The organism is Bacillus sp. FJAT-49711, from assembly GCF_018343715.1.
Lineage (GTDB): Bacteria > Bacillota > Bacilli > Bacillales > Bacillaceae_C > Lederbergia.
Genome location: NZ_JAGYPL010000002.1, coordinates 1,201,056 through 1,227,344, shown reverse-complemented (window position 1 = coordinate 1,227,344; position 26,289 = coordinate 1,201,056). Strand labels below are relative to the sequence as shown.

18 protein-coding genes are annotated in these 26,289 nt (G+C 38.3%); 1 reads left to right on the top strand and 17 read right to left on the bottom strand.

The annotated features are described in order from the left end of the window. Positions 1 to 25: 25 nt before the first annotated feature. Positions 26 to 988 (bottom strand): glycoside hydrolase family 113, encoded by a 963-nt coding sequence (locus tag KHA96_RS13210; protein ID WP_213129728.1) that lies wholly within the window; start codon positions 986 to 988, stop codon positions 26 to 28. Between the two features lie 204 nt (positions 989 to 1,192). Between KHA96_RS13210 and KHA96_RS13205 the strand changes: the two genes are divergently transcribed. Then, positions 1,193 to 3,358 carry an alpha-galactosidase gene (locus tag KHA96_RS13205; protein ID WP_213129727.1) on the top strand — a complete coding sequence of 722 codons (2,166 nt, stop codon included), beginning with the start codon at positions 1,193 to 1,195 and terminating at the stop codon, positions 3,356 to 3,358. Positions 3,359 to 3,555: 197 nt separating this feature from the next. Here the strand turns inward: KHA96_RS13205 and KHA96_RS13200 are convergent, their stop codons facing one another. The 16 genes from KHA96_RS13200 to KHA96_RS13125 form a co-directional block, all read right to left on the bottom strand. After that, the gene (locus tag KHA96_RS13200) at positions 3,556 to 4,569 is read right to left on the bottom strand and encodes a substrate-binding domain-containing protein (protein ID WP_213129726.1); all 1,014 of its coding nucleotides are present in this window, start codon (positions 4,567 to 4,569) and stop codon (positions 3,556 to 3,558) included. 45 nt (positions 4,570 to 4,614) lie between these two features. Next, positions 4,615 to 5,787 (bottom strand): glycoside hydrolase family 130 protein, encoded by a 1,173-nt coding sequence (locus tag KHA96_RS13195; RefSeq protein ID WP_213129725.1) that lies wholly within the window; start codon positions 5,785 to 5,787, stop codon positions 4,615 to 4,617. Continuing rightward, positions 5,784 to 6,959, bottom strand: coding sequence for an AGE family epimerase/isomerase (locus KHA96_RS13190; protein WP_213129724.1), 1,176 nt, complete (start codon positions 6,957 to 6,959; stop codon positions 5,784 to 5,786). The genes KHA96_RS13195 and KHA96_RS13190 overlap by 4 nt, the downstream gene beginning before the upstream one ends. Before the next feature lie 470 nt (positions 6,960 to 7,429). Next, positions 7,430 to 8,329, bottom strand: a complete 900-nt coding sequence (locus tag KHA96_RS13185) for an ABC transporter ATP-binding protein (RefSeq protein ID WP_213129723.1) — start codon at positions 8,327 to 8,329, stop codon at positions 7,430 to 7,432. After that, the gene (locus KHA96_RS13180) at positions 8,329 to 11,211 is read right to left on the bottom strand and encodes an ABC transporter permease (protein ID WP_213129722.1); all 2,883 of its coding nucleotides are present in this window, start codon (positions 11,209 to 11,211) and stop codon (positions 8,329 to 8,331) included. Before KHA96_RS13180 ends, KHA96_RS13185 begins: the two co-directional genes overlap by 1 nt. Positions 11,212 to 11,224: 13 nt before the next feature. Then, entirely contained in the window at positions 11,225 to 12,274 is a 1,050-nt protein-coding gene (locus KHA96_RS13175) for an efflux RND transporter periplasmic adaptor subunit (protein ID WP_213129721.1), read from the bottom strand. Continuing rightward, positions 12,243 to 12,938 carry an ABC transporter ATP-binding protein gene (locus KHA96_RS13170; protein ID WP_213129720.1) on the bottom strand — a complete coding sequence of 232 codons (696 nt, stop codon included), beginning with the start codon at positions 12,936 to 12,938 and terminating at the stop codon, positions 12,243 to 12,245. Before KHA96_RS13170 ends, KHA96_RS13175 begins: the two co-directional genes overlap by 32 nt. 288 nt (positions 12,939 to 13,226) lie before the next feature. Then, positions 13,227 to 15,137: a glycoside hydrolase family 127 protein gene (locus KHA96_RS13165; protein WP_213129719.1), complete on the bottom strand. Its 1,911-nt coding sequence runs from the start codon at positions 15,135 to 15,137 to the stop codon at positions 13,227 to 13,229. Between the two features lie 41 nt (positions 15,138 to 15,178). After that, positions 15,179 to 16,357, bottom strand: a complete 1,179-nt coding sequence (locus tag KHA96_RS13160) for a sn-glycerol-1-phosphate dehydrogenase (protein ID WP_249315511.1) — start codon at positions 16,355 to 16,357, stop codon at positions 15,179 to 15,181. A 137-nt stretch (positions 16,358 to 16,494) separates the two neighbouring features. Continuing rightward, positions 16,495 to 17,511: a zinc-binding alcohol dehydrogenase family protein gene (locus tag KHA96_RS13155; protein WP_213129718.1), complete on the bottom strand. Its 1,017-nt coding sequence runs from the start codon at positions 17,509 to 17,511 to the stop codon at positions 16,495 to 16,497. Positions 17,512 to 17,598: 87 nt separating this feature from the next. Then, a complete protein-coding gene (locus KHA96_RS13150; protein ID WP_213129717.1) occupies positions 17,599 to 19,206 on the bottom strand; it encodes an extracellular solute-binding protein in 1,608 nt (535 codons plus the stop codon). Between the two features lie 204 nt (positions 19,207 to 19,410). Then, complete coding sequence (locus KHA96_RS13145; RefSeq protein WP_213129716.1) at positions 19,411 to 20,196, bottom strand: sugar phosphate isomerase/epimerase family protein; 786 nt, start codon at positions 20,194 to 20,196, stop codon at positions 19,411 to 19,413. A 108-nt stretch (positions 20,197 to 20,304) separates the two neighbouring features. Beyond that, positions 20,305 to 22,497, bottom strand: a complete 2,193-nt coding sequence (locus tag KHA96_RS13140) for an alpha-L-rhamnosidase-related protein (protein ID WP_213129715.1) — start codon at positions 22,495 to 22,497, stop codon at positions 20,305 to 20,307. A gap of 223 nt (positions 22,498 to 22,720) precedes the next feature. Then, positions 22,721 to 23,563 carry a carbohydrate ABC transporter permease gene (locus tag KHA96_RS13135; protein ID WP_213129714.1) on the bottom strand — a complete coding sequence of 281 codons (843 nt, stop codon included), beginning with the start codon at positions 23,561 to 23,563 and terminating at the stop codon, positions 22,721 to 22,723. A gap of 16 nt (positions 23,564 to 23,579) precedes the next feature. Further along, a complete protein-coding gene (locus KHA96_RS13130; protein WP_213129713.1) occupies positions 23,580 to 24,476 on the bottom strand; it encodes a carbohydrate ABC transporter permease in 897 nt (298 codons plus the stop codon). A 270-nt stretch (positions 24,477 to 24,746) separates the two neighbouring features. Beyond that, positions 24,747 to 26,039: an ABC transporter substrate-binding protein gene (locus tag KHA96_RS13125; protein WP_213129712.1), complete on the bottom strand. Its 1,293-nt coding sequence runs from the start codon at positions 26,037 to 26,039 to the stop codon at positions 24,747 to 24,749. Between the last annotated feature and the right edge of the window lie 250 nt (positions 26,040 to 26,289).

Here is a 26,289-nt window from a genome sequence, read left to right as displayed (position 1 = left end):
ATGTCTCGAAATTCCGATAGTTTCTTTATTTATTACTATACCAATCTCTTAAAACTTCTTCTGCTTTTTTGCCGTAAATATCAAAGCCTCGATTGCTTTTTGCTTCTTCAAGTGGGTAAAGTTCTGTACTCCAATCCCACCAGAAAAATCCGGCAAACCACGGCTCATCCCAAAACGTTTTCATGACGGAACTGTAAAAATTAGCTTGTTCTTCCTCGTTGAATGGCAGGTCGCGATGTTCAAAATCCCATGGCATCATTGCACAGCCTTCAGCACTTCTACAGCCAATTTCCATAAATAAAATCGGCTTATTAAACTTCTTGTGGAGATTTTCAATTCTTTCTTTTACTTTCTCCCAATTTTTCAACATCGTTTCTTCGCAGTCATTAGGCTTTTCAGCAACTGGATAATAGGCGCTTGTCCCAATAATATCAACTTGATCAAACCACTCTATCCCGTCTTCCTTGCCATGGTTTGCATTGTAGATTATTGGTCCAGTGTAGACCTTCCTGACCTTTTCAATCATCTTGACCCAATGCTCTGTCTGCGCTTCTGTTCCTATCATTTCACAGCCAATACAAAACATTTCACATTCGAGATCTTCTGCTAATTCCGCATAATGAAGCAAAAAGTTCGTATATGACTCAAACCACTGCGCCCAATAATCATATGCATCTTCTGGAAAACCTATTCTTGCTCTCCATAATCCATCTTTGGAGTTGACTACAGGCTTTAAACAAACTATCAAACCAAGCTCTTTAGCTCTTTTCACTGCAAACATGATATCACTGTCGGTCATGGTGAAACCGTAATCAAAAGGAATATCGGTCGAGAAAATAGTGTTTTGATATGTATAAAAGGACAAGGCAATCCACTCACTGCCTGTTTCTTTTAACTTTTTCATAGACTCTACAGCCCCAGGCGTCCGATACGCACCTCTGGAAGAATTCCATCCATACGTCATTCCTTTCACAAATAATTCCTGCATTTTTTTCCTCCTTCCTCATTTTTTTATTTTACATTTCCCTTTTTGCTTTTGAAAAAAATCAACATATTATATAATAAATGATAACTTAATCGTTAACTTTAGGCAATTAATTTTTATAGCAAATAAGTATTTAAAATCATGACTTTAGTATGTTTACACATACTAATACATGTTGAAAAAACACATACAAAAAGGAGCAGCAAAATGGCAATACATTACGATCGTGAATCAAGCATTTTCCACCTTCAATCAAAAGATATGAGCTATATTATTCAAATTGTAAACGGCACTCCTGCCCATGCATACTGGGGTAAAAAGTTACGTAATGACCCAAGTTTAGAACAATTCTTAGCACCACGATGGAAAGATACACATAATAGTCTTCCACTGGACGGGCTCCCACAGGAATATCCTCAATATGGAACGGGTGACTTTAGAAGCCCAGCGTATCAAGTCCAGCTCGGAGATGGCAGTAGAGTTACAGAACTTGTATATAAAAATCATACAATCAATATAGGCAAACCGAAGCTAGATGGGCTGCCAGCGATATATGTAGAGGATGACGGCGAGGCAGAAACACTTGTGCTTGAATTGCATGATGAATACAGCGGATTGATTGTTTATTTAAGCTATACAATTTTTGCTGATCATAACGCCATTGCCAGGTCAGTAAGGTTTGTCCATAACGGTAAAGAACCGCTTGAAATATGGCGTGCGCTTAGTGCTTCTGTTGATTTTCACGATTCCGAATATGACATTATGTATCTTTCGGGGGCATGGGCAAGAGAGGCGCAAGTTCGCAGAAGAGCTTTGCTGCCTGGCCATACTGCTATCGATAGTAAACGAGGAGTCAGCAGTCATCAGCACAATCCATTTGTAGCGATTATGCGCCCGGAAACAGATGAAGATCATGGAGATGTGTATGGTTTTAGCTTAGTATATAGTGGAAGTTTCCTAGCAGAGGCCGAAGTGGATCAATTATTTAATACGAGAGTGTCAATTGGAATAAATCCATTCGATTTTGGCTGGACCCTTAATCCTGGAGAAAGCTTTCAAACGCCTGAAGCAGTGATGGTTTATTCTGGAGACGGAATTGGAGGAATGTCTAGGACGTATCATAAGCTGTACCGAACTCGTCTTGCAAGAGGAGAGTTTCGCGACACAGAACGTCCAATTCTCGTCAATAATTGGGAAGCAACTTATTTTAATTTTGATGCAGATAAAATTGAATCAATCGCAAAGGCAGGGGCTGAACTCGGAATTGAATTGTTCGTCTTAGATGATGGTTGGTTTGGTAAAAGAGACGACGATACGACTTCACTTGGCGATTGGTATGAAGATCGCAGGAAACTTCCGAATGGTCTTGAAGATTTAGCCGAACGCGTGAAAGCAACAGGATTGCAATTTGGACTATGGGTTGAACCTGAGATGGTTTCCCCAGAAAGTGAACTGTATAGAAGACATCCAGATTGGTGTATTCATGTAGAAGGAAGACGAAGAAGCTTGCAACGGACACAAAGCGTACTTGATTTTTCCCGCGAAGAAGTGCGAGATTATATTTTTAATGCGTTGAGTGATATTTTCACACAGGTTCCGATTTCCTATATTAAATGGGATATGAATAGATATTTAACGGAAATCGGTTCGGTAGGCTGGCCTGCAGATCGCCAAACGGAAATTGCGCATCGTTATGTGCTAGGATTGTATGATTTACTTGAACGGATCACAACAAAATTCCCACATATTTTATTTGAAAGCTGTTCAAGCGGCGGCGGTCGTTTCGATCCAGGCATGCTTTACTATATGCCGCAAACGTGGACAAGTGATACGACAGATGCAATCGAACGCTTAAGAATTCAGTATGGGACTAGCCTTGTGTATCCAATTAGTTCAATCGGTGCTCATGTTTCATCCGTGCCTAATCATCAAGTCGGCAGAATGGCTCCACTCACAACACGCGGGGATGTTGCAATGTCTGGAAACTTTGGATATGAAATGGATTTACGCACATTTACGGATGAAGAAAAAGAAATCGCTAAAAAGCAGGTTGCGCTTTATAAAGAAATTCGCCCCCTCGTACAAACAGGAGACTTTTACCGATTAAAGAACCCATTTAACGGAAATGAAGCGGCGTGGATGTTTGTTTCCGAGGATAAGCGTGAAGCATTGATTTTTTATTTTAAAGTATTGGCTGAACCTCATATGCTAAGCAAGCGTCTCGTTCTTAAAGGTTTGAATCCTGATTTCAACTATCTTTCTAACCATGATAATGTTGTATATGGTGGGGATCAGCTTCTTGCAGCAGGCCTTTATTTACCAAAGCTGCATGGGGATTATGCGAGCACGTGGATTAAATTAAGCGCTCAATAATCAATAGGCTGTCCGAAAAGTCCTTAAATAAAGCAACTGGGAATTTCCGGGCACTTTTCCCCTCGAAAAAGCCACATTGTTGATTGTAGTGGGATACTGCCAGCGGAAATCACTGTCCAAGTTAATAGAGTAAAGTAAAGTAAAGTAAAAAAAGAAGGGCTTCCCAAGTCATTACTACGACTTTGGGCAGCCCTTAATTAATTTCCCTTTATATTTTTCACTGAATCCCTATAAACGATATTTCCTTTAATTTGTACCCTGCCATGACTTTTATCTTTATCACGGATTTTTTCATGAATAAAACCGACTGCTGTCCGAGACATTTCTTCGATATTCACTTCTACAGTCGTAAGACTAGGTTCCGTGATGGTCGCATAAATATCATTATCAAATCCAACAACGGAAAAGTCATTCGGGACTTGATAGCCTAAATCCTTTAATTTAGCGATTAAATTATGGGCGACTTGATCGCAATTGCATACGAATGCGGTAGGAAGATCATCGGGAAGTTCGATATCAATATACGTTCCATGCTCATTGCGATCACTTAATATATAATCATCATTCAATTGTATTTGATGTTCAAGCAAAGATTTGTAGTATCCAAGAAATCGATCTTGAATGCTGCTTGTAGAATAAATATTGCCAACGTAGGCAATTTTTTTGTGGCCATTCCGAATCAAATAGTTTGTAATATCGTAAGCACCGTAAAAATTATCAGTAATAACGGCATCAATGTCTGTTTCATCTTCATAAAAATCCATGAAAACGGTCGGATGCTCTACTGTTTGCAGTTTTTTTATATACGGTTTTTTGATCTGCCCAAGAATGATAAAGCCATCAACCTTTTGCTCTAAGTAAATTCTAGGGAGCTCCAATTCATTCTCATCCTCGGTCCGTAAAATATGGAGAATGCCATAGTATCCTTGCTCCTCTAAAACCTTCGAGATGGATTGGTAGAAATTCAAATAAAAAGATTGATTCAAGCCTGTAAATCGTTCAGGAATAATGACCCCAATATTGAATGACAACCCATCCTTCATCGATCTCGCTGCTGTGTTGAAGCGATACCCCATTTTTTCAGCCAACTGTTTAATTTTTTCCTTTAATTCGTCGCTGACGCCTTCTTTGTCATTAAGCGCTTTTGAAACGGTCACGCTGCTGACTCCAATTTTTTCAGCGATATCTCTCATTGTTACATTACTTTTCATTGACATCCCTCACATGCCCAGCGCGTAGTTTATGTTTTATTTAAACTACTTGAGCAGCTCATTATTCTTTTCTATTAAATCTTTACGCAATTCCGCATTTTCCAGCGAACGGAACTGATCTTCTGGTGTATTAAATGTATAATCGACCAGTTTTTCTATAGTTGTCACTGCTACATGGATTCGAGTATCACTAGAAGCATAGTAAATATACACTTCATCTTTCTCATTTACTACAGCAGCATTACAGAAAATAACGTTCGATACATCCCCAACCCGTTCATCATCATAAGGTGCAATAAAGTAACCACCTGGTTTTGCTATTATTTTAGCAGGTTCTTCTAAACTTGTCGCGAAAACATATAAAACATATCGAAGGCCGGCTGCTGTATTCCGAACTCCATGTGCAATATGAATCCAGCCTTTTTCCGTTTTAATCGGTGCAGGACCTTGTCCATTCTTTGCTTCATATACGGTGTGATATTTTCTCTCATCAATGACTGTTTCGTTGTGAATGACTGGCTTTTCAATATGATCACATAAACCAAAAGCAATTCCTCCACCTGTTCCAGTCGAAATAAAACCATCTTGTGGACGAGTATAAAATGCGTATTTTCCTTCGATGAATTCAGGATGAAGTACGACATTTCGTTGTTGTGGAGAAGGTGTTTCAATATTCGGAAGCCGCTCCCACTTTTTCAAATCTTTCGTTCTAACAAGACCCGCTTGAGCCACGGCACTAGACGTATCGAATGGTTCTGCGTTAGGATCCTTGCTTTCAGAACAATAAATTCCGTAAATCCAACCATCTTCATGCTGGACAAGGCGCATATCGTACATATTCGTTTCATCTTTATCGATATCTTCCCATACGAGTGGAGTATCTATAAATCTATAATTATCTACTCCATTATCACTTTCAGCCAAGGCAAAAATCGATTTTCGATCATAGCCTTCTGTTCGAACGACGAGATAATATTTCCCTTCAAAATAAATAGCTCCAGGATTTAACGTCGCATTAATGCCTAAACGTTCCATAAAATGAGGATTCGTTTCCTTGTTCAAATCAAATCTCCAGTGAAGTGGAACGTGATGGCGAGTGACGACAGGGTAAAGATAACGATCAAAAACGCCATTATAAAAATCTTCATTAACTTCATTTTTCCTAGTAATTAGCTTTTCTTGTTTTTCCAATAACGTAAAGTATTTTTCATGTATCATTTATCCGTCACCCTTTTCATAAATTCTAGACAAAATCTGCTATTATGGTAAGAAGCTTTCCATGGATCCACAATATTCATTATTTCCGGGATACCTTCCGGATCTACTGCCCAATACCATTCACCATTTTCACGTTGATCAATAATGTTATTTTTAATGTAATTCCATAAACCATTTACTAGCTTAAGAAATTTTTCATCACCGGTACGTTCATACGCATTGTAAAATCCCACTGCTGCTTCGGCTTGGACCCACCAAACGCGAGTTCGATCAATCTCATCATTCACTTGTTCATTAATAAGGGATCCATCTTCTTCAATCGCGCAATCTGCAATATTGTAGGCAATATCAATCACCATTTGATTATATTTTGGATGATGAATGCCAATCGTTTTGATTGCTTCATCAATGAGCCAACTCGCTTCAATATCATGACCAAACGATTTTAAATCGATCAAATTATTCCAGCTTTTATCGAAAAATACTCCAAGAAACTTAGATTCTTGAAGATAAATGTTTTTGTGTAAAATGTGGAGAAGATTTTCGATTCTTTCCTTCAGTTCAGGTGCAGGCCACGCTTTATACAAAGTCGTATATGCTTCGAGAACATGAATATGAGTGTTCATCGTAATATCAGCTAAAAGTTCATTGTCACTCAACATTTGATTAGGCTGTTCATTCCATTCCCTATCAAACTCTTCACGGTATGCATTATTTTCCCGGTTAAACCCGTTTTCTTCTATAAGGTAATAGAGGGTTTTAGCCAGTTCAATCGCCTCTTCGTCTTTAGACGCTAAATAATATTCACTGCATGAATACACCCCAAAAGATTGAGTATATATGTGCTTCCTCGCATCCTTCGGATTTCCCTTATAATCGACGAGCCAATAAAGCCCCGCAAATTCATGATCGTACACCTTTTCCTTTAAAAATCGGAATAGCATAGTTGCGGCATCTAAATACTCCTGTCTGCCTGTTTCTCGGTACGCAGCCGAAAATGTCCAAAGAAATCTAGCTGTTACAATGCCCCCCTTATCGGCATTTTTGTCCAGATTCAAATCATAGTCAACGAGTCCGTACATACCGCCATACTCAGGGTCTAGCAGCCTTAGCCAAAACGGGAGAATATGCTCTGTTAATTCAATCGCCACTTCATTTTTTAGTTGCTTCATCATTATTCCTCCAGCAAAAAAAGAGAATTAGTTAATCGATAACTTTATGAGTTAATTCTACTTCTTAGAAAATATATTGTCAAAGTAGGATTTTAAAATAATTGTAAAGGTTTCGAGGTTTATGATTCGGGCTTTTCGACAGCTGAAATGAGGGAGAGGAATTAAGGCTACATATAGCTTTCGAACTAGAATTTTATCTGTATAACGACTATGATGGACAAAATGTCATCCGGAAAAAGTTTTATGTTTATAATGATTTCCTTTTATGAAAAAGGAATAAGTTAATAAATTTCTACTCATTCCCTTACCATATTTTGGACTGTCTGGGGCTAGTATGCATCTGAGCTTTATTCGGAACGTAATCTTGGATCAGCGCTTTTTAAGTACGAATCCAAGCTTTATTAGAAGAGAACTTTTTTTAAAAAACAGCCACCCTATTTTCAAAAAAGGGTGGCTGCTTCATACAAGCTTTATACGACTTTTGATTTTATTTCATTTGGATTGACGATGACAATTTTCCCGTCTTCAAGTTCCATTCGTACTTTATTCGTTTCAGAAATACCAATGGCTTCCAAATAGCTTTCGGGAACTTGGATTCTTCTTGCACTATCAAGAACGGCTAATTCTACGTGTGTATCTTCCTCTTCACCGTCATTACTGCTTTCGTTGTCGTCATTATTCAAATAGAATGATTTACGTAAGATTTCACTCGATGTTTTTCCATCACGAATGGCGACGACGCGGTCCATTTTTCTTGTAAGCTGCGTATCATGGGTAACGATTACGATCGTGACTCCAAGTTCGCGGTTTAAGTTTCGCAATACGTCGAGGATAATATCCGCTGTTTTTACATCGACACTTCCCGTCGGTTCGTCCGCTAGGACTAAACTAGGGTCATTCGCAAGCGAGATTGCGATGGCGACCCTTTGCTGCTCTCCACCGGATAGGGAATTCAGTTTACTATTTAAACGGTGTCCCATTCCGACCATTTCCAACAATTCTTTAGCGCGTTCTCGTTTATGGCGTCCTTTAATGAGCATAGGCAACTCAACATTTTCAACCGCAGTTAAATACGGAATTAAGTTGCGGGCATTATTTTGCCAAACGAAGCCGACTGTTTCGAGTTTATATTTTACTAAATCCTTATCAGACAAACGAAGCAAATCTTTACCGCCTACCATTAGCTTTCCTGCTGTTGGACGATCCAAGCCACCAAGCATATTTAGCAAAGTGGATTTACCACTGCCGCTGCTCCCGATAATGCCCATCATTTCGCCCTGCTCGACTTTCAAATCAAGGCCTTGCAAAGCAATGACTTCATGATCATCATCGATCTTATAGATTTTCATTAAATTTTGGCAATCGATCATTAATCTTCACCTAACTTTATGGCTTGATGAATTTTTATTTTTCTCAAGAAGCCAATTAATATGGCGGATCCCAGAATGAGCATAAGAGCCGAGAATATATAGATTTTCGCCTCATCGCTTGCATCCGAAATGACAGTAAATGGCGGCATCAAGTCTCTAACATTCATCGAGAGCTTGAATAATGGGACAAATAATTGACTTGTCACCCCACCTACAATGATTCCGAGAATACATGCAAATCCAGAGGTTAAAACTTGTTCAGAAACTAAAATCCCAATTAATTTTGGCATTGGAATCCCCATTGCCCGGTAAATACCATATTGTAGTGTTCTCGATTTGATCGTGAGCACCCAATATAAAAGGAAACCGATAAATGAAATCAATAATGATATGAGGAAACCTAATGTCATTGTACCATTTAATCCTAATAATAATGCCCCATTTTTCAAATCTGTAATTTGTGGATTGACATCATTCATAACGGTAACTGGAATTTTTGCGTCTTTTATATCTTGGTAAAATTCAGATCGTGATACATCTGGCTTCATTTTCAGCCAAACTTCATACGGCTCAAGCCCAAGCATATTTTGAACGTACGGTAAGTTTGCTACAATAAGCGCTCCCTCTGATTTATTTTCTACTGACTTTTCCAGAGGGTTAAAGGAAGGCCAGTAATCAATAATACCGTATACGACAAATTCACCGTAATCAGAACCAGCCCATTGCATCGATATATAATCGCCTTGCTTAAGATCCAATGCTTCAGCTGCCTTTTTCGATACAAGGACGGCACTAGGCTCATTTGCTATTAGGTTTAAATATTGGAACCAATGATGCGGCAATAAGGAAGGCTTAAACCACGCCGTTTCTCCAAATGCCTTCGGTTCAACTGCCATCAATGTTGGATAATGGATACTTTTTCCGCTTGGAGTTGTAACGGAAACGGAATCCTTTTTAAAAACTTTAGCCGCTTTATCCACTTGTTTTAATTTTTGAATCGGATCAAACGGTGGTTCCGTATATACTAGCGGTTCGATTTCTTCAACTGCAGCTTCTGAACCGCCACCGCCACCGCCGCCGTCTGGGCCGCTCGGGCTTGGTGGAGTATAACCGCTATTCACTGGTCGACTGCTTTCCCATCTTAAAAGCATGCGAATTTCCGAACCATTTTTATAAAGTAATTGTTCTTCTAAGTTCGTGTTGATCGTCCGGGCAGCGCTCGCACTGAACACACCCATCCCTATCGTCATAACTAAAAACAACATAAGAAACTGGTATTGTTTTGTAGATCTGCTCACTTGTAAAAATGTACTATATAACGATACTGGCCAGAACTTTTCGCCAATTTTATAAATCAATTTTAAAATCAACGGATAGATTCTTAGCGCTACTAATCCTAAACCGATGATGAAAAGTGCCGGCATGAAAAATAGTTCTGGGTCAATCATGATATCAGAACTTTCAACATCAACTGACTGTAAAAACTTTTGGCTGCGGTTAAACGACATAAGTCCATATATAGAAACTCCTAAAACCGCAAATTCAAAAATCACCGTGTACCAAGGTACTTTTCCAACATCACGTGCTGATTGTTGCTTATGACTTACAATACTTTGCCCTGATGCTCTATAAACAGGGATCATGATCATAATTATAGAAGCTAATACTGCAATAAGCGCATACATATAGGATTTGAGTGAGAGTTTTACCGGCAAAGCTGATCTTTGGATAAATTCAAGGAATCCATTGGAAGCCCCAAGTAATTTACATAGTTGCAAACCGATGAGAGGGCCAATTAATAAAGCAAGTGCACCTAAAATGGCTATTTCGATAAAATAGATTCCTAATATTTGAAAACGACTTGCGCCTCGACTTGTAAAGACGGCTATTTCATTTAATTGTCTTTCAATGATTAAACGAGAAATCATATATAAATAAATGGCGAGCATAATGAGCACCGGTACATTCAGCGACCAAAGCATCGTCGTCATTTGCTTTCCTTTACTGTCATATGATTTTAAAATATTTTTGATTGGGAAGTTAAATAAAATAGTTGCTTTCTTAACGCTGGATACTTCTGATTTCAACTTTGATTCCATACGAAGCAATGTTGGAAAATGGATAGCTTCAATTTTATGGTAATCAAAAGCTGAACTAAATCTGCCAATTCCTAAAATGGCTTCATGCTTCGGTATCAATTCACTTCTGAACCATTTTTCATTAACGATAAAATCATCGTTGAATGATTGCGGAACAAGAGACCAAAATGGATTTTCAACTGATTTCGGTTGGAATGTACCTACAGGCTTTATAATAAATTGATGTTCTTTTTCACTTCCGACTATAAAGTTAGTCCCAAGCACCATGCTTCTTTTAACTAGAGCCGTTTCTGAAACTAGCACTTCTACGACCCCATCTACAGCTTTTTCACTTGGAAACTTTCCATCTGTTATTGTGACATGATCTTCAATCCCAGTAATCATGAGCAATTTTGCCGCATTTTGTGAACTTCCGCGCCGCTCCTCTTCTTCAAACATTGTTCTTAGCGGAGTTGTAGAGATTAAATTAACATCTGCTACTACTGGTATTCCTGCACTATCTACAATATTCTTTTTAATTTCCTCCACTTTCGCAAGCGATTCAGCAGGATTTTTCACTATAGAATTTGCAAATGTATCAGAAAATGAAAATTCACCTGGGTATTGATTTTTTTTCACTTGATGATCTTCTAATTCTCGAACTAATAATTTTTGTAAAACGCTGGAAGTATATGTTGGAATACTTGAAACGAGTGAAACAGTTATGATTAACCCAAGGAATAAGCTTCCGGTCAGCCAGCGATTATTAAGCATCTTACGAAAAATTAACTTTATGATAGCCACGGACTTATCCCTCCTACTTTAAGATGATGATGTCTCCTTCATCGAGTCCTTTTAACACTTCCACTTCTGTAGAAGAAATAATTCCGACTTCAACGTCTACTTCACGTTTCGTATTATCAACCATGATTTGGACATAGTTTCTACCCACTGTTGTCCGAAGACCATTTTTAGGGATGACGAGAGTATCCTTTTTCCTTGCTGTTATAATTTCAATACCAGCAATGTCCCCGACTTTTACATCTTTCGGTAGCTTTTCGACCTCTACAAGGATTGACTTGCTATATAAATCTGGATTTTGTTCATAAATATCTGCAGGAACATCTTTAGGTGTTTGTACTACTTTTCCTTTGATATCTTCACCTTTTAAGTTGGTAACAGTAGCCACTCCAAGTTTAACATCAGCTAAATCATTCGCGTTCATAGCTGTATATTGTATTTGCAGCTGGGTAGTTTCAGCTACTTGGAATAATGATTCATAGGCAGGAACACCTTGTCCTTGACGTATTTCAGTGACGAATGTAATGACTCCGTCAATTGGAGAAATAATTTTCGATTCAGCAAGCTGATTATTCATAAAGTAAAGACGATTTTTAATACTTTGAACGTCTAATTTTCCCATTTCGACGGAATACTTATCTTCTTGATTTGCCTCCATTTGCTGAAGTCTCAGTTGTGCTTTTTGCAAATCGATATTTGCTTGATCTATTTCAAATGCGAGATTCCCAGTTTCTAATTCTGCAAGTGTTTGACCTTTTTTAACTAAGTCCCCTTCTCTTACATGAATCTTTTTTAAACGTCCGCCATCTTTTGTATAATATAAATCTTGATGACTTGTTGGAACGAGTGTCCCCGAACCTTTAACCCTTTTGATTATCTCAGATTTTTTCACTTCTGCCGTTTCATAATCAAGCTTAGCTGGTTCAACAAGCGGTGGAGCTAATACAGGCTCTTCCTTCGGTAAAAAAGAACATCCACCTAAAAAGATTAAAAGCAATGATAGGACCCCTATTAAATAGTAAACATTTAGTCTATTAGATGATAATTTCTTGTTTTTCTTTTGCAATTTTCCGATCCTCCAATGTATAAACGTGATCTATTATTTCGAGAATGCCAGGGTCATGGGTCGTCATCACGATCGTAGTCGATCGACTTTTCACCAATTCCTGAAAAGCGCTAATAATACTGAATGCCGTTTTCGTGTCTAATTCGGCAGTAGGCTCATCCGCAAGTAATAAAGCTGGCTTTGTTGCAATTGCTCTTGCGATGGCAACCCTTTGCTGCTCTCCACCGGATATTTCAAATGGGCGATGCTTGATCCGTTTTGACAGTCCGACAAGCTCGATTGATTCATTTATTTTATCTGCCCATTCTGCACGCGGCACCCCCGATATTCTAAGTCCAAACTCGATATTTTCTTCCACTGTCATAAGTGGAACGAGTCCATAGGACTGAAACACGAAGCCCATTTTCTTTCTACGCAGCTCTGAACGCTGCTTTTCATTGTATTTACTGATCGGATTTCCTTCAATATATATTTCTCCACCTGTTGGTTTATCTAGGGCACCGATTAAATTCAACAACGTTGTTTTTCCAGATCCCGATCTTCCTCTAAGGGCAACCAACTGATATGGCTCAATGGATAAGTTAATTTCATCCAAAATCTCTACTTTTTTATTTCCTGATCCAAAAGACTTGCTAATATTTTCTATTTTTACAACTGGTTCCATTTCTACAGCACCTTTCTATCATTTCTGGATGCTTAAGCTTGAATGCTTTAAATGCCCCCCTTTTTACCGCACAAAACCTACAAAGTCAGCGCTTACAATATAACTTTCCAAAATTGAATTGGGAAGTATCATACTTTAGTCATAAAATTATGTCAGTTTTCGCATAACTTTATCATATTATTGATATAAACAAACGTCAATGCGATTTTACAAGTTTTCACATTTAGCTAAAGGCTGCCCTTTAATCTAACAACTTAGATCTAAAGGTACAGCCTTAGTAATTATAATTTAATTCTCATTAACCCAAACAAGCATTTCTCCCGGCTCTCGATTACACCAAGCGAAATATGGAACAGCCGTTAATGTATGTGATTGATATATTTCTTTTGCTGGTTTATATAAAACTTGGCCCCAATCCGATTCTTTCAATCTACTAGCCTCTGCTTGAATAACAACGATCCCACCTAAAAGTTCCTGGTCAAAATGGGCTTCAAGTCTAGCGTTTTGTGATAAAAAGATATTCGGTAAATTAGAACCATTGTCTACTTCTTCTAAACAATAAACGATTGGGCCTCTTTGCAGAGCTGTTTTTCCAGCATTCTCTCTGACACGCGGATGGGATTTCACCCGTTCCACTGGCATATCAAACAATAATTCTATTTGATCATCCTTGTTCCAATTGCGTTTCAAATAAACATAGCCATTAACAGTATTTTCGATAGCTATATTTTCTCCATTTACTTTTAAATGCGCCTTTCTGCACCAATCCGGAATTCTTAAGGCAACTGTAAACTCAGCAGCTTCTTCAGGTGAAATGGCAATCGACACTGTTCCATCCCACGGATACTCTGTTTTCTGAATGATATTAACCTTTTTGCCATTAATATCAAATGAAGCATCATTACTCATATATAAATTAACAAAAATCTCATCATTGCGCTCTGTGTAAATATATTGGCCGATAGAAGCAATTAACCTTGCCAGATTTGGCGGACAGCATGCACAGTTAAACCACTTTTGCCTCTCTGGTTTTACGTGTCTTTTTTCATGCCTAGAACATGCTTCCGGCCATACTTCAAGCGGATTTACGTAAAAAAATTTTTTCCCATCCAAGTGCATACCGCTAATCGTTCCATTATATAGTGCACGTTCCATCACGTCTGCGTAGGAGGAATTCACTTCTAGGTTCAGCATTCTCCTTGCCCAAAATACTAACCCAATCGAAGCGCACGTTTCTGTGTAAGACAAATCATTCGGCAAATCATAGTCAAAACTGAACGCTTCGCCAAATTCACTTGATCCAATTCCAGCAGTTATGTACATTTGTTTATTCGTCACATTATCCCAGAGTGTCTTGCACGTTTCTTTTAAAGTGTCATCTCCGGTTTTAACAGCAAGATCCGCCATTGCTGCATACATATACATCGCACGAACTGAGTGTCCGACCGCTTCTTTTTGATCACGTACAGGCAGATGGGATTGGCTATATTTATAGCTTCCAAAATACCAAAATGGATTCGTGTCGCCCCGCGCTTCACTTTCCTTATCAAAAAAATGCGGCTGTTTCCCACGTTCATCGATAAAAAAACTGCTCAGTTTTAAATATTTTTCATTTCCTGTCACTTCATATAGTTTTACAAGTGCAAGCTCGATTTCCTGGTGACCGTCATACCCTTGGATTTTCCCTTCTTCTTCACCAAACACTGAATCAATATAATCCGCAAACCGGCACATAATATTCAATAATTCACGCTTGCCAGTTGCTTCATAGTAGGCGACTGCCGCTTCAATCATATGGCCAGCACAATATAATTCATGCTGATCTCGTAAATTCGTCCATCTTGCATCAGGTTCTTTAACAGTAAAATATGTATTTAAATATCCATCTTCTTGTTGCGCTCTACCAAGCAATTCGATTAATTGATCCGCTGTTTTTTCAAGTTCTGGATTTGGATCTGTCGCCAAACTATACGCGACTGCTTCCAGCCATTTCGCCACGTCACTGTCTTGGAAAACAAAACCGTGATACTCCCCTTCTGCTTCACCTGCTGCAATCCGAATATTTTCAATCGCATGGCTTTTTGCAGCTCCCTCTACGCGGTCGTTTAAAGCCTCCCACTGATAAGGGATAACTTCATCCCTAACAACATCCATATACCTGCACCAGAACGTATCCGTTACTTTTGGTTGACCTAACATTTTTTCAGCTCCTATGAATTTTAATTTTTCTAAAATTCTTCTTATTGACTGAACTTGATGTTATAACACTTCAACATTGTAAAGCGATCTCTCAACAAATGGGCTTCTTTTAAACTTCTTTTAACAAGATCTTCGCTTATGCTTAACTCTTCAGGTGTTGTTGGCCCTCCGACTTTTTTGAGCAGTTCTGCTAACTGGTCAGCATGAGGAATCGCGTCCACAATCTTAGCGATTTGATCATTTCGATCGTTTAATGCTTTAGGTAATAATTCCCCTGATGTAAACCATTCGCGGTAAAGCTTCGAGAGTAAAACCGAACTGACACCGACCTTTGCACCATGCAATACTTGAGGGCGATTTTTCTGTAAAAATTCCATCTCCCAATAGTGCGATAGGTGGTGTTCCCCGCCAGAAGCAGGATGGGACTGCCCAAATAAAAGCATCGCGAGCCCCGATTGAATAAGAGAAGTAAGTAAAATACGAATCCCCTCTTCGTCCCTCGCTGCAATTTTATCAATCTTGTCCACACAATTTTCCAGCGCTTCCCTCGTTATTGAGGCAGCAAGTGAACAATACGGCTCGTCGGCTATGAATCTGCCAAAATTCCAATCCGCAAGAGATGTAAATTTCGCCAACATATCGCCAAATCCAGCTGCTGTCATCTCTGTTGGAGCATTCACCAGTACATCGATATCAGCAAAAAGGGCGATCGGCGATACAGTTTGAAACGTCTTTTTTACACCACGAACGATTAATGGAGCACCTAGCGAAGTAAAACCATCAACAGAGGCTGCTGTAGGAATCGAAATAAACGGCTTTCCTGATTTAGCACTACAAAATCTTGTAATATCATGCAGGGTGCCTGATCCGACTGCAAGAAGAGCATCCGTTTGTTCATTAATATCCAAAAATGCTTGCACAATCGAAACTTCATCTGCTACTATGTCGCCAATTTTATTTGGTTCAATTAAGCATACGGAACATTCGATTTTGGAATTTCGTAAAGTTTTTGCTAGTTTTTCTCCCGCAGCAGCGTATGTGTTATGATCTGCTATTAGAAGGACACGCTTAAATTTTTTTTCTGAAAGAAAGGACGAGCATGTTTCAAAAGCATCGACACCAATAAACATCGTTTCAATTGGAATATGATGATGGATATGTCCACAAGTGCATTTTTTACCTAATGCTCCTATTTCGCTTATCATTTCTTCTAATTCCATATGTTGCAATCCCTCCTTTTTTAAAATTACTTGTACGAACATGTTATCATTTTAGGTATGTAAATTCAATTAGTTAAGGAAGATCTTTACAATAAAAGTAAATATATTCTCTACCTGTACGCATAACCATCCGGAATTCATTCTATTTCTATCAATACTTTAATAACATTGGAATCTCGTTTCAGCCATTCATTAAAAGTCGATGTTAGATTTTCAAATGTACTGCGATGTGTGATAAATTTGCTAATATTTATTCTTCCTTTTTCAAGTGATTCCTTTACGTAATTAAAATCATCTTTTGTTGCATTTCTACTGCTAAATAACGTCAATTCTTTTCTATGAAACTCAGGATCTGAAAAAGTAATTTGTTCCTTCACTAAGCCGACAAACACTAGTTTGCCGCCTTGCTCCGGAAATTGAAAAGATGAATTCATAGAATGAACATTTCCTGTTGCATCAAAGACGGTTTCTGGCAGCTCCCCATTAAATATTTCCCTTAGAGTTTCCCTGCTTTGTTCGTTCGGTACAATCGAGTCGAGTACACCAATCTGATTTTCACAAAATGTCAATCGTTCTTCATTTATATCCATCGCGACAACAGAGGCGCCTTCCAATGCAGCGAATGACATCACTGCTAATCCAATCGGGCCAGCTCCAATAACAAGGACCTTTTCCCCTTTACGCAAATGTGCTCTTCTTACTGCATGTGCCCCAATGCTCAGAGGTTCAATCATCGCTGCGTCGTCTAAAGTTAGATTATTCGTTTCTATTATATGATCGACTGGAACAGTGATGTATTCTCTCATTCCCCCATCTTCGTGAACTCCAAGTACTGATAATGCTGAACAGCAATTAGTTTTACCTGACCGACAAGCCGAACATTCTCCGCATTCCATATAGGGGAGTACTGATACTCGATCTCCGACCTTAATATTAGAATGGTCACAGTTCACTTTTTCCACAATTCCAGATAGTTCATGTCCTAGTATTCGGGGATAAGAAAAATATGGTTGATTTCCTCTAAAGGCGTGCATGTCTGTTCCGCATATGCCAATTCTCTTAATCCTTACTAGCGCCTCTCCATGATGACATTTTGGTTTTTCAGCATTTTTAATATTGAAGACAAATGGCTCTTGGCATACGATTGTTCTCATCCATCTCACCTTCCTAACTAATTGACAACGATTACAATACAACCAGAAAAATAAGAGGAAGACTCCATCTCTTCCTCTTATTCCCTTTTAAAAATCTATTTTATTCTCCTCATACTCATCATAGTACTTCTGCATCATATCAATCGTCTTTGCAATCCCAATGCTTTCTAGTTGCTGTACGTAAACATCCCATTCTTCATCCATTCCACCCTCTGTTATCCACTTGCCGAAAGCACCCATTGAAATATTCATTAAGGCAGTATTAAGCTGTGTTAAAACATAGTAATCATCCGGACTATATTTTATAAAAATCTCAGGGTAAATATCTTTTTCCTTATCTATCGAATCAAGTGCAGGCTTCAATGGTTTCGTTTGATCAACGATTGCTTCCAAGTCAGCGCTTGGTGTCAACTGCAAGGAATCAGGTATATACAATGGCCCATTGTCTCCCCATGTCGTTGTCCATTTCCATGTGGCGGGGTCCATTCCGAGATTTTCTGGTGGAAGTACCGTATACGTTCCATCTCCATTATCGGAAATATTTGATCCAATTGAACCAAATAAAACTTGCATGCTGACAATCGGATCATATAGTTCATTAATGAATTTCATGGCAGCGTCTTCATCTTTAGCAGATGCAGACATTTGAACCATATTTGCTCCATATGTTAATCCATAATAATCATAACTCCAAGATAGTTGCTTATCAGAGCTCGCTGAAACTTGTAATGGAGGCAGCGAAACGTATTGTGGAGCAAGCGTATTGCCAAACCTCTCTGATATCTCCCAGCCCCATGTAAAGCCAACATTAGCTATGTCGCCATTACCGCGTGCAACGGATTGATATGTTGCATAGTCCCGGGAAATAATGTCTTCTGTCAGCACACCCGCTTCCCAACATTTATGTAAAAATGTAATTAATTCTTTAGCACGATCATCTACGAAAAAGTTCTTAACAACTCCGTCTTCCACGAAATATCCTTGGCCGCCGCCATTCGCTATTGTAATTCCGACACTGCCTAACAGGACGGTAGGAGTAAAGAATTCAAATCCTCCCATTCCAAGGGGGGCAAAATCCATCGGAATTTCGTCATCGAGATCGCCATTTCCATTTGCATCATTTTCTTTAAAAGAGACTAAAACAGCAAACAACTCATCCCATGTCGTCGGTATATCCAACCCTAAATGATCTAACCATTGCTTATTAATAAATTGTCTTGTCGCAGTTTCCGTTCCAAACGGTTGATATTTAGGCAAACCGTAAATCTTTCCATCTAATTGAGTCGCAATTACTTTTGTTTCTGGTTTATCTTGAAACATCTGCTGAACATTCGGACCGTGTTTCTCAATTAACTCCGTTAAATCTTGAAACAAACTTGGATATTGGGCAAATTCAGCATCCTTTATTGCATTAGATCCAATGATAAGATCAGGAATTTCTCCGCTCAATAGTAATTCTTGTTTCACTTTTTCCCAATCAGATGAAGACACTTCCTGCCATTCAATTTCCACTCCGGCATTTTTCTCAGCTTCTTTTAGCCAATCCATATTGACCACATCTTCGGTCAGTGGATGTTTTACGATAATGGCATTTAATTTTACTTTACTTTTATTACTAGCACCAATGCCAAGACAGCCTGCCATCATGAACGCACAAATCGCAATTATTAAATAAGCTGGAATTCTTTTTTTCACGTCTTTCCCACCTTCTTATCCATAACTAATTTAATAATAACAAGCTTTGCAAAAATATGCTCTATATTTTTAAATTTCAGATAAATGGAAAGGGCACCATATTGGGTACAATTTTTCACCATAGAAAAAAGCACTTGAGAAATGACCAAAAGGTATCTCCACAAGTGCATATTACAAAGATTTATTTGGGAAGTCAGAGAAAAGTTATATCAAAAATGGTTTCATAAAGTCTACTGTATAATCGATACCTTTTTCTCCAAGTTCGCCTTGCCAATTATCAGAATGTGGCTCAATACTAAGTCCTCCATCATATCCTTTTGCGCATAAAATAGCCATAAACGAATTCCAATCAGTTTGATCTAGTCCTGCTGGAGGATCATCAAATCTTTCGCCATCAATAATGACGGATCCTTTTAAATGAACATGAGAAAAACGTTCCCCCCAATCTCTCATTTCCTTTAAGTAATCCCGACCCGCATAGCGAGAATGAGATGGATCAAATTTAATGCCTAAATCCGGTAAATAACCGTGTATCAAGGTCCATGCCATTTCATTACAAATAAAGTTATTCCAATCGCAATTGTAAGTTGAGACCTTGACACCTTTTTCTTTACCATATTTCATTACCTTCGATAAATATTCTATAGCTAAGGAACAATTTTCATAATATGATAGTGTATCTATATAATTACACCCGCAAATAAAATTCCCACAATTTAATTGACTTGCAGCATCAATCAATTGATAGGATATTTGAAGCTCTTCTTCAATGATATGACCCGTAAGACTTATTCGATCCGATCCCCAACGCCCAATTGATTGAATTCCCATCTCATAATGTCCACTAAACTTGGCAATCATACTTATATCATTAAGAAATGAATCAACATCACTATTAACATTGATGCAAAACTCCACGAATTCCAACCCTTTTTCTTTTGCCTTTCGAAAAGTATCTTCATTGGGATTTCCTATTAAACCTAATTTCATTTATTTTCACGCCTTCCAATTTGTTTATTTCGGGCAGTATTCCTCTTTTATGCGATAATCTTAATTCTCTACTATTCTATTAATAATAATTTTGCTTTAATCTCCACTCTACATCTCTAATTGAATGAGTTTTTCACTACTGTTTATTTCCTTACCATTCCAAGATACGGTTAAATTCCATTCATCAGGATTATCCATTAGCACATTTAACCTTCCGGCTTCTGTTTTTAATTGTATATTAAATGATGTGTCCCCTACTTTGAAATTACGAAGCTTCATCTCTTTGCCTTCCCAATTAGAAGGGATAACAGGCTGAATTTGCACTGACTTATTATATGCCTCAGGCTGAACTCCAAAGAAATGTTTAATAACTGGAACCGCCATTGCATAGATTGTCCAAGCCTGAACATTACAACCATAATCAGGCGACATCTCATTCATAGATCCCGGCAAGACCATTGAAAAGGTTTTTAGCATCTTTTCAAGTAAACTTAATGCGGCATCTCCATTTCCATAGGTTGCTTCTGCCACTGCGTGTACACCGGTTGATATGGTCATGATTCCCTGCTTATATATTCCTGCCAGATATGTCCCATACTCACCAATATAATCTTCATTGCGCATTTGTTCTAGCGCAAGGCGCCCACGTTCTGGACTAGATATACCAGCCTCCATTGGCGTCAAAATGACCCAACTCTTATTAAATAGCCAACCACGATCTTTATCGGCATCTGCTTCTTCATCCATCATATTCTGGAGATAATCCCTATATCCAGAAACCCCTCCGCTTTCCATTCTTGAGGTAATAATATCAATATTAGGAGCAATATCTTTTTTAGCTGCAACAGCATCACAATATAATGAGTGTTTCTCAGACCAGTACATTTCTTCTACATGAGGTAGAATCCGTTCATATAAAGCTTTATATTTTTGATGATTTTGATGATCCCCAAGAACAAGGCTAATCTTCATTAGAGCTTCTACAGCTTTTACAGTATAAACAGCTGAATCTATTAATTCCATATTTAGTCCGGCAATCTCGATAATCCCATATCCTGACGGCAGTAAGTCCCCATCGGGATCCATTTCACCTAGCAGCCAGTCCAGTCCTTGAATGCAATCTTCGTAATATTCGCTTAAGAGTTGCTTATCACCTAACCACTTATACATTTCCCATATGAATGCAATGAAATGTGCTGTTTCCTGTGTATTTCCAGGGTTCGCAACAGCCCCCATCGTTGTAATTTCGTGAACGATTCTACCATTTCCATTCACTTCACGGGATTTATCACGTAAAAGTTTTATTGTATCCATGACAAGTTCATGATCGCCTGTGGCAAGGACCCCTTGTAAGGAATATGTATTATCACAGCCAAACCACCATGGATAAGTTGGAGAACCAGCAGTCAAGCCACGGCCAATACCATCAACATTCTGAACGAGCCACTGATTATTCCATTTCACCCATTTAAATACATCGTTCAATTTTGTTTCCCCTTCAATCTCTACGTCTGTCTGGGAAGCAATTTGTTGATAGAAAGCAATTTTCTCATCCATCAGTTTATTGGCATGTTTTGATATCGTTTCGTATGTTTCCAAGCAATCCTCTCGTGACGTATAAGAACCCGCTATGAACAGGTTAAAAGTAATCCGTTCATTAGGAGCAAGTGTTATGGATGCTTGGAAGCTTACGCCTATTCCATTGCCACTAGTAAATTCGGGACCGTAAAGATTCCGATTGGTCTCAATCTTGTCACCAGTCATATCGGTTCCTACAATTGTATACCATTCATTGTCGGAATCTTTGGCTATTAATTTTCGGGGAGAAAGTATATCTGCATGATCTTCAAAACCTTCCTTAATGCCGATCTCTTCTGAAAACCAGACCGGCCGCAAATCGGTGCGTGCCAAGAGATTAAGATCAAGTGTTGTCTCAGTTGTACTGTAATTAAAAACTTCATATTTTACAATGAATCCCTTTTCCAATTCCGGAGCAAACTGGGTTCTCGTTATCGATATTGGAATATGGCCTAATCCATGATCATATCGAAATTGGCTCCCCCATGAATGGTTTTCAAATTCATCCGCTCTAGACCAAACAGATATATTTCTTGTTGAATCTGAAACTTTTAGCCAAAATCCGTCCAAGAGTTTAATGGGATGTAACCATATTCCTCCCATCTCATTGGGAACATGGTGTCCAAAGTCCGGAAAATAACCATCTTGCGCCCCGGTAACCTTTACATATTCTCCTGCATTTAAATAAAGGTTCATAGGATGTTTACTTTTAATGCTAGTCATTATTCATTCTCCTTTATTTTGTAGGCTCTTTTCTCATACATTGTTGCTAATTACTATGAGTTTTTATGATGATAAATGGATTCTGTTCTTCAAATGAATAATCCAACTGAGAAAAGAGCTGGAAACCTCATAAGAATCGTCAAACTTTCTAATTAGGTGTAAAAGCCAGCTTTTGGGCTTTTACCAACAATCTTTAAGAAAACAGCCATTTTATATAATTACCTTAGCCCTTCGTAGCTGAAGAAATAGAGATGCCTTCTATAAAATACTTTTGTGCAACAAAGAATACAATTAATGCCGGAAGCATAATCAAAATGGTTGCAGCCATCAACATATTCCATTCAATGTTGTACATCCCTTTAAACATAGACAATCCAAGAGCCAACGTATAATTATCTGTTGAATTAAGATAAATCAAAGGACCTTGGAAGTCATTCCACACGCCCATAAAAGTAAAAATAGAGACGGCAACCATTGGAGGAGTGCTTAGTGGGAGCATAACCTTTGTAAATATTTTCCAACGAGACGCACCATCCATATATGCGGCTTCATCTAGTTCCCTTGGAATACCACGCATGAATTGGCGGATTAGGAAAATATTAAACGCACCTCCACCAAAAAAAGACGGGATGATTAGAGGTAGAAATGAATCTACCCAGCCAATTTCTTTAAACATAATAAACATAGGGATCATCGTAACTTGACCAGGCAGCATCATCGTCGCCAACAATACAAGGAATAGGATTCGCTTGCCTCGGAAATTAAATCGTGCAAATCCGTATGCACATAACGCCGATGAAAATACCGTTCCAATTAATACCGGAATTAAAATGATAAGGGTATTCATTAAATAGCGAAAGAATGGTATTGAAGTAACTGCATAACTATAATTTTTCCAATTCCATACTTTTGGAAAAAAATTATCGCTAAAGACCTCTGCGGGCGTTTTTAAAGAAGTTGAAAATGTCCAAACTAGTGGAACCAAAATGATGATGGCACCAATCGTAAGAATAAACAAGGAGGCGAAGCTCGCAAGTTTTTTCGCATTAACCCTTTCTATCTTCATTTTTTGAAAAACCTCCTTAATCTTTCTGATCGTCACCCTGATAGTAAACCCACATAGAAGAACTACGAATTACAAGCAACGTAAACAATAAGATAATCACAAATAGAATCCAAGACAATGCGGATGCATAACCCATCTCAAATGAAACAAATGCCTTATTATAAAGATACAAGTTGTAAAATAAGGTAGAATTCATTGGACCTCCATTTGTCATGACGAATGCTTGTGTGAAATATTGAAATCCACCAATAATCCCCATTACTAAATTGAAGAAAATTGTCGGGGAAATCATAGGAATCGTTATATGAAAAAAGCGACGTATAATTCCTGCACCATCTATTTCCGCAGCCTCATAAAGTTCCTCGGGAACACCTTGAAGCCCAGACAAATAAATAATAATCGTATTTCCAATTCCCCATATTCCCATTACAATAAGTGCACCTAATGCATATGATGGATCTTGCAGCCATGCAGGCCCCTGTATGCCAACAATAGCCAATGCTTGATTAAGAATTCCATATTCAGGATTTAATATAATAATCCACATCATAGACACAGCTACTACTGGGATAACCGATGGCATAAAGTAGATAAGTCGATAAAACTTCATTGCTTTACTGCGTACACTAAGCAGCATTGCTATTAATAGTGATATCACTTGGTACAAAGGTACTGATATTAAAGCAAAGATAAACGTAACTTTTAATGATTGATAAAATAACTTATCTTGAAAAATCTCCTTAAAGTTTTCCAGCCCTACGAACTTAATCGAATCGATGCCAGAAATGATATCCCATGAACTAAAAGACAGGATTAACGAAAAAATCATGGGACCGATCGTAAACAATATAAGGCCCAAAAGCCAGGGCAGTATAAACAAATAGCCTGCTCTCTCAGAACTAGATTTACGCATGAAAGCCTCCTCCTTATAGAAAAGCGCAAGCGCCTTGCCCATCGGCGTACAAACTTCAGGTCCTTCGACTGAGATAAAGGAAACACGGCGAGGAACGAGCCGATGTTGACTTATCGTAGGGAGGAGGACAAGAAGTTTGCTAGCCGATAGGCGCTGGAGCTAGACACCGCAAGTCTATTCATTAAAAATAGACTGAAAAATTTTATTTATATTCTTAAAACTTAACAAAACAAGGTGAAGCTAGCATTTAAGCTATCTTCACCTATTTAATTATTTCTTAATTTTTTCGTCTACATTTGCCGCCGCTTCATTAAAAGCGTCCTCTACGCTTGATTTTTTGAGAAGGACTTTTTCCATCGCATTCCCAAATTCCTCAACGAAAATTGGTCCATTTGAAGAAAGCATTGTGACTGGTTTTTTAGCATAATCCATCATATCAATAACTGCCTTTTCACTCACTTCAGTTGATTTTACCTCTTCAAGGTCTGTTAAAGTGGCTGGAAGGACTTTGCCATCTTTAGCACGGATTTTTTGTGCTTCGGGACCAGACAACCATTTTGCAAGTTCATAAGCTGCTTCTTTGTTTTTTCCTTTAGAATTCACTGCCCAACCTGCTGCAGCAATAATGCCAGCACGCTCTCCCTCGGGACCTTTTGGAATCATTGCCGTACCATACTCGATATCAGATTTATCTAGGTCGCCTTTCACCCAACGACCAGTAATCATCATACCTAGCTTATTTGTCATAAACATGGAGCTATCTCCACCAAGTGTCTCAGTGTCTTGTGGTGTTGGTGATACTCTATCTGAACCAATAGAGAAGTTTACGTAATTTTCCATTGCCTTAATAGTCTTCTCATTATTTAAAAATCCTTCAGCTTGTGTACCATCTTCGTTTGAAATACTTGTTCCATGTGCCCATAAGTATGTGTAAATCGGGTATTGCCACGTACCAGCATTAAAACCGAATTGTGTATACTTTCCATTATCATCTTTAACAGTCAATTTTTTGGCAGTATCAATCAAATCATCCCAAGTCCAACTATCATCTGGATAAGCTAATCCTGCTTCATCAAACATTGTTTTGTTATACCATAATGAAATTGGGTTAAAGTCCTTTGGAAGGTAATACAATTTATCATGAATATTACCCATATTTAAAAGTTCTTGTTGAAAAACATCTGTACTAAATGAGTTGTCATTTTCTAAATAGCTGTCAAGAGGCTCGACTGCGCCTTTATCGACATATGTATAAAAGTCGCCTTCACCGATAAGAAATACATCAGGAGCTGTACCGGAAGCAAGGGAAGTCGTAAGCTTTGTACCGTATCCATCTCCAGGAACCGGTTCAAACACAACTTTGATGTCGTCATGATTCTTATTAAATTCCTCAGCAAGCTGCGCCTCTGGGCCATTGCTATTCACGTCACCCCATGCTGTAAATTTTAGTTCAATTACTTTATCTTTAGTTCCTGCTTTTTCACCCTCGTCTTTACCTCCACATGCAGATAAACCGAATGCAGCAAGCATCGCCACAATTAAAACGATTGACCATTTTTTCATACGTGAAGCCACTCCCTATTGTTTTTATTTTCGACCGAAATCGTTTTCGTTTTTCGATATAGTTAAACTTACCAAAAACATGACTAACAGTTTGGCACATTACTTATTTAATAATCTTATGAATTTCACCTATAAAAGCTAAAAGTAGAAACATCAAGTTATTCAATAAAATGACTCCCAATCTATTAATTTTAATAGTCCATTTTAGCAAAATGAAATCACTTACATAAAACCGAAAACGTTTTCGAAA

Excerpts from the sequence above, each read along its gene's own strand:
- KHA96_RS13210 (WP_213129728.1), bottom strand. The coding sequence starts at position 988 with ATGCAGGAATTATTTGTGAAAGGAATGACGTATGGATGGAATTCTTCC.
- KHA96_RS13205 (WP_213129727.1), top strand. The coding sequence starts at position 1,193 with ATGGCAATACATTACGATCGTGAATCAAGCATTTTCCACCTTCAATCA.
- KHA96_RS13200 (WP_213129726.1), bottom strand. The coding sequence starts at position 4,569 with ATGAAAAGTAATGTAACAATGAGAGATATCGCTGAAAAAATTGGAGTC.
- KHA96_RS13195 (WP_213129725.1), bottom strand. The coding sequence starts at position 5,787 with ATGATACATGAAAAATACTTTACGTTATTGGAAAAACAAGAAAAGCTA.
- KHA96_RS13190 (WP_213129724.1), bottom strand. The coding sequence starts at position 6,959 with ATGAAGCAACTAAAAAATGAAGTGGCGATTGAATTAACAGAGCATATT.
- KHA96_RS13185 (WP_213129723.1), bottom strand. The coding sequence starts at position 8,329 with ATGATCGATTGCCAAAATTTAATGAAAATCTATAAGATCGATGATGAT.
- KHA96_RS13170 (WP_213129720.1), bottom strand. The coding sequence starts at position 12,938 with ATGGAACCAGTTGTAAAAATAGAAAATATTAGCAAGTCTTTTGGATCA.
- KHA96_RS13165 (WP_213129719.1), bottom strand. The coding sequence starts at position 15,137 with ATGTTAGGTCAACCAAAAGTAACGGATACGTTCTGGTGCAGGTATATG.
- KHA96_RS13160 (WP_249315511.1), bottom strand. The coding sequence starts at position 16,357 with ATGGAATTAGAAGAAATGATAAGCGAAATAGGAGCATTAGGTAAAAAA.
- KHA96_RS13155 (WP_213129718.1), bottom strand. The coding sequence starts at position 17,511 with ATGAGAACAATCGTATGCCAAGAGCCATTTGTCTTCAATATTAAAAAT.
- KHA96_RS13145 (WP_213129716.1), bottom strand. The coding sequence starts at position 20,196 with ATGAAATTAGGTTTAATAGGAAATCCCAATGAAGATACTTTTCGAAAG.
- KHA96_RS13140 (WP_213129715.1), bottom strand. The coding sequence starts at position 22,497 with ATGACTAGCATTAAAAGTAAACATCCTATGAACCTTTATTTAAATGCA.
- KHA96_RS13135 (WP_213129714.1), bottom strand. The coding sequence starts at position 23,563 with ATGAAGATAGAAAGGGTTAATGCGAAAAAACTTGCGAGCTTCGCCTCC.
- KHA96_RS13130 (WP_213129713.1), bottom strand. The coding sequence starts at position 24,476 with ATGCGTAAATCTAGTTCTGAGAGAGCAGGCTATTTGTTTATACTGCCC.
- KHA96_RS13125 (WP_213129712.1), bottom strand. The coding sequence starts at position 26,039 with ATGAAAAAATGGTCAATCGTTTTAATTGTGGCGATGCTTGCTGCATTC.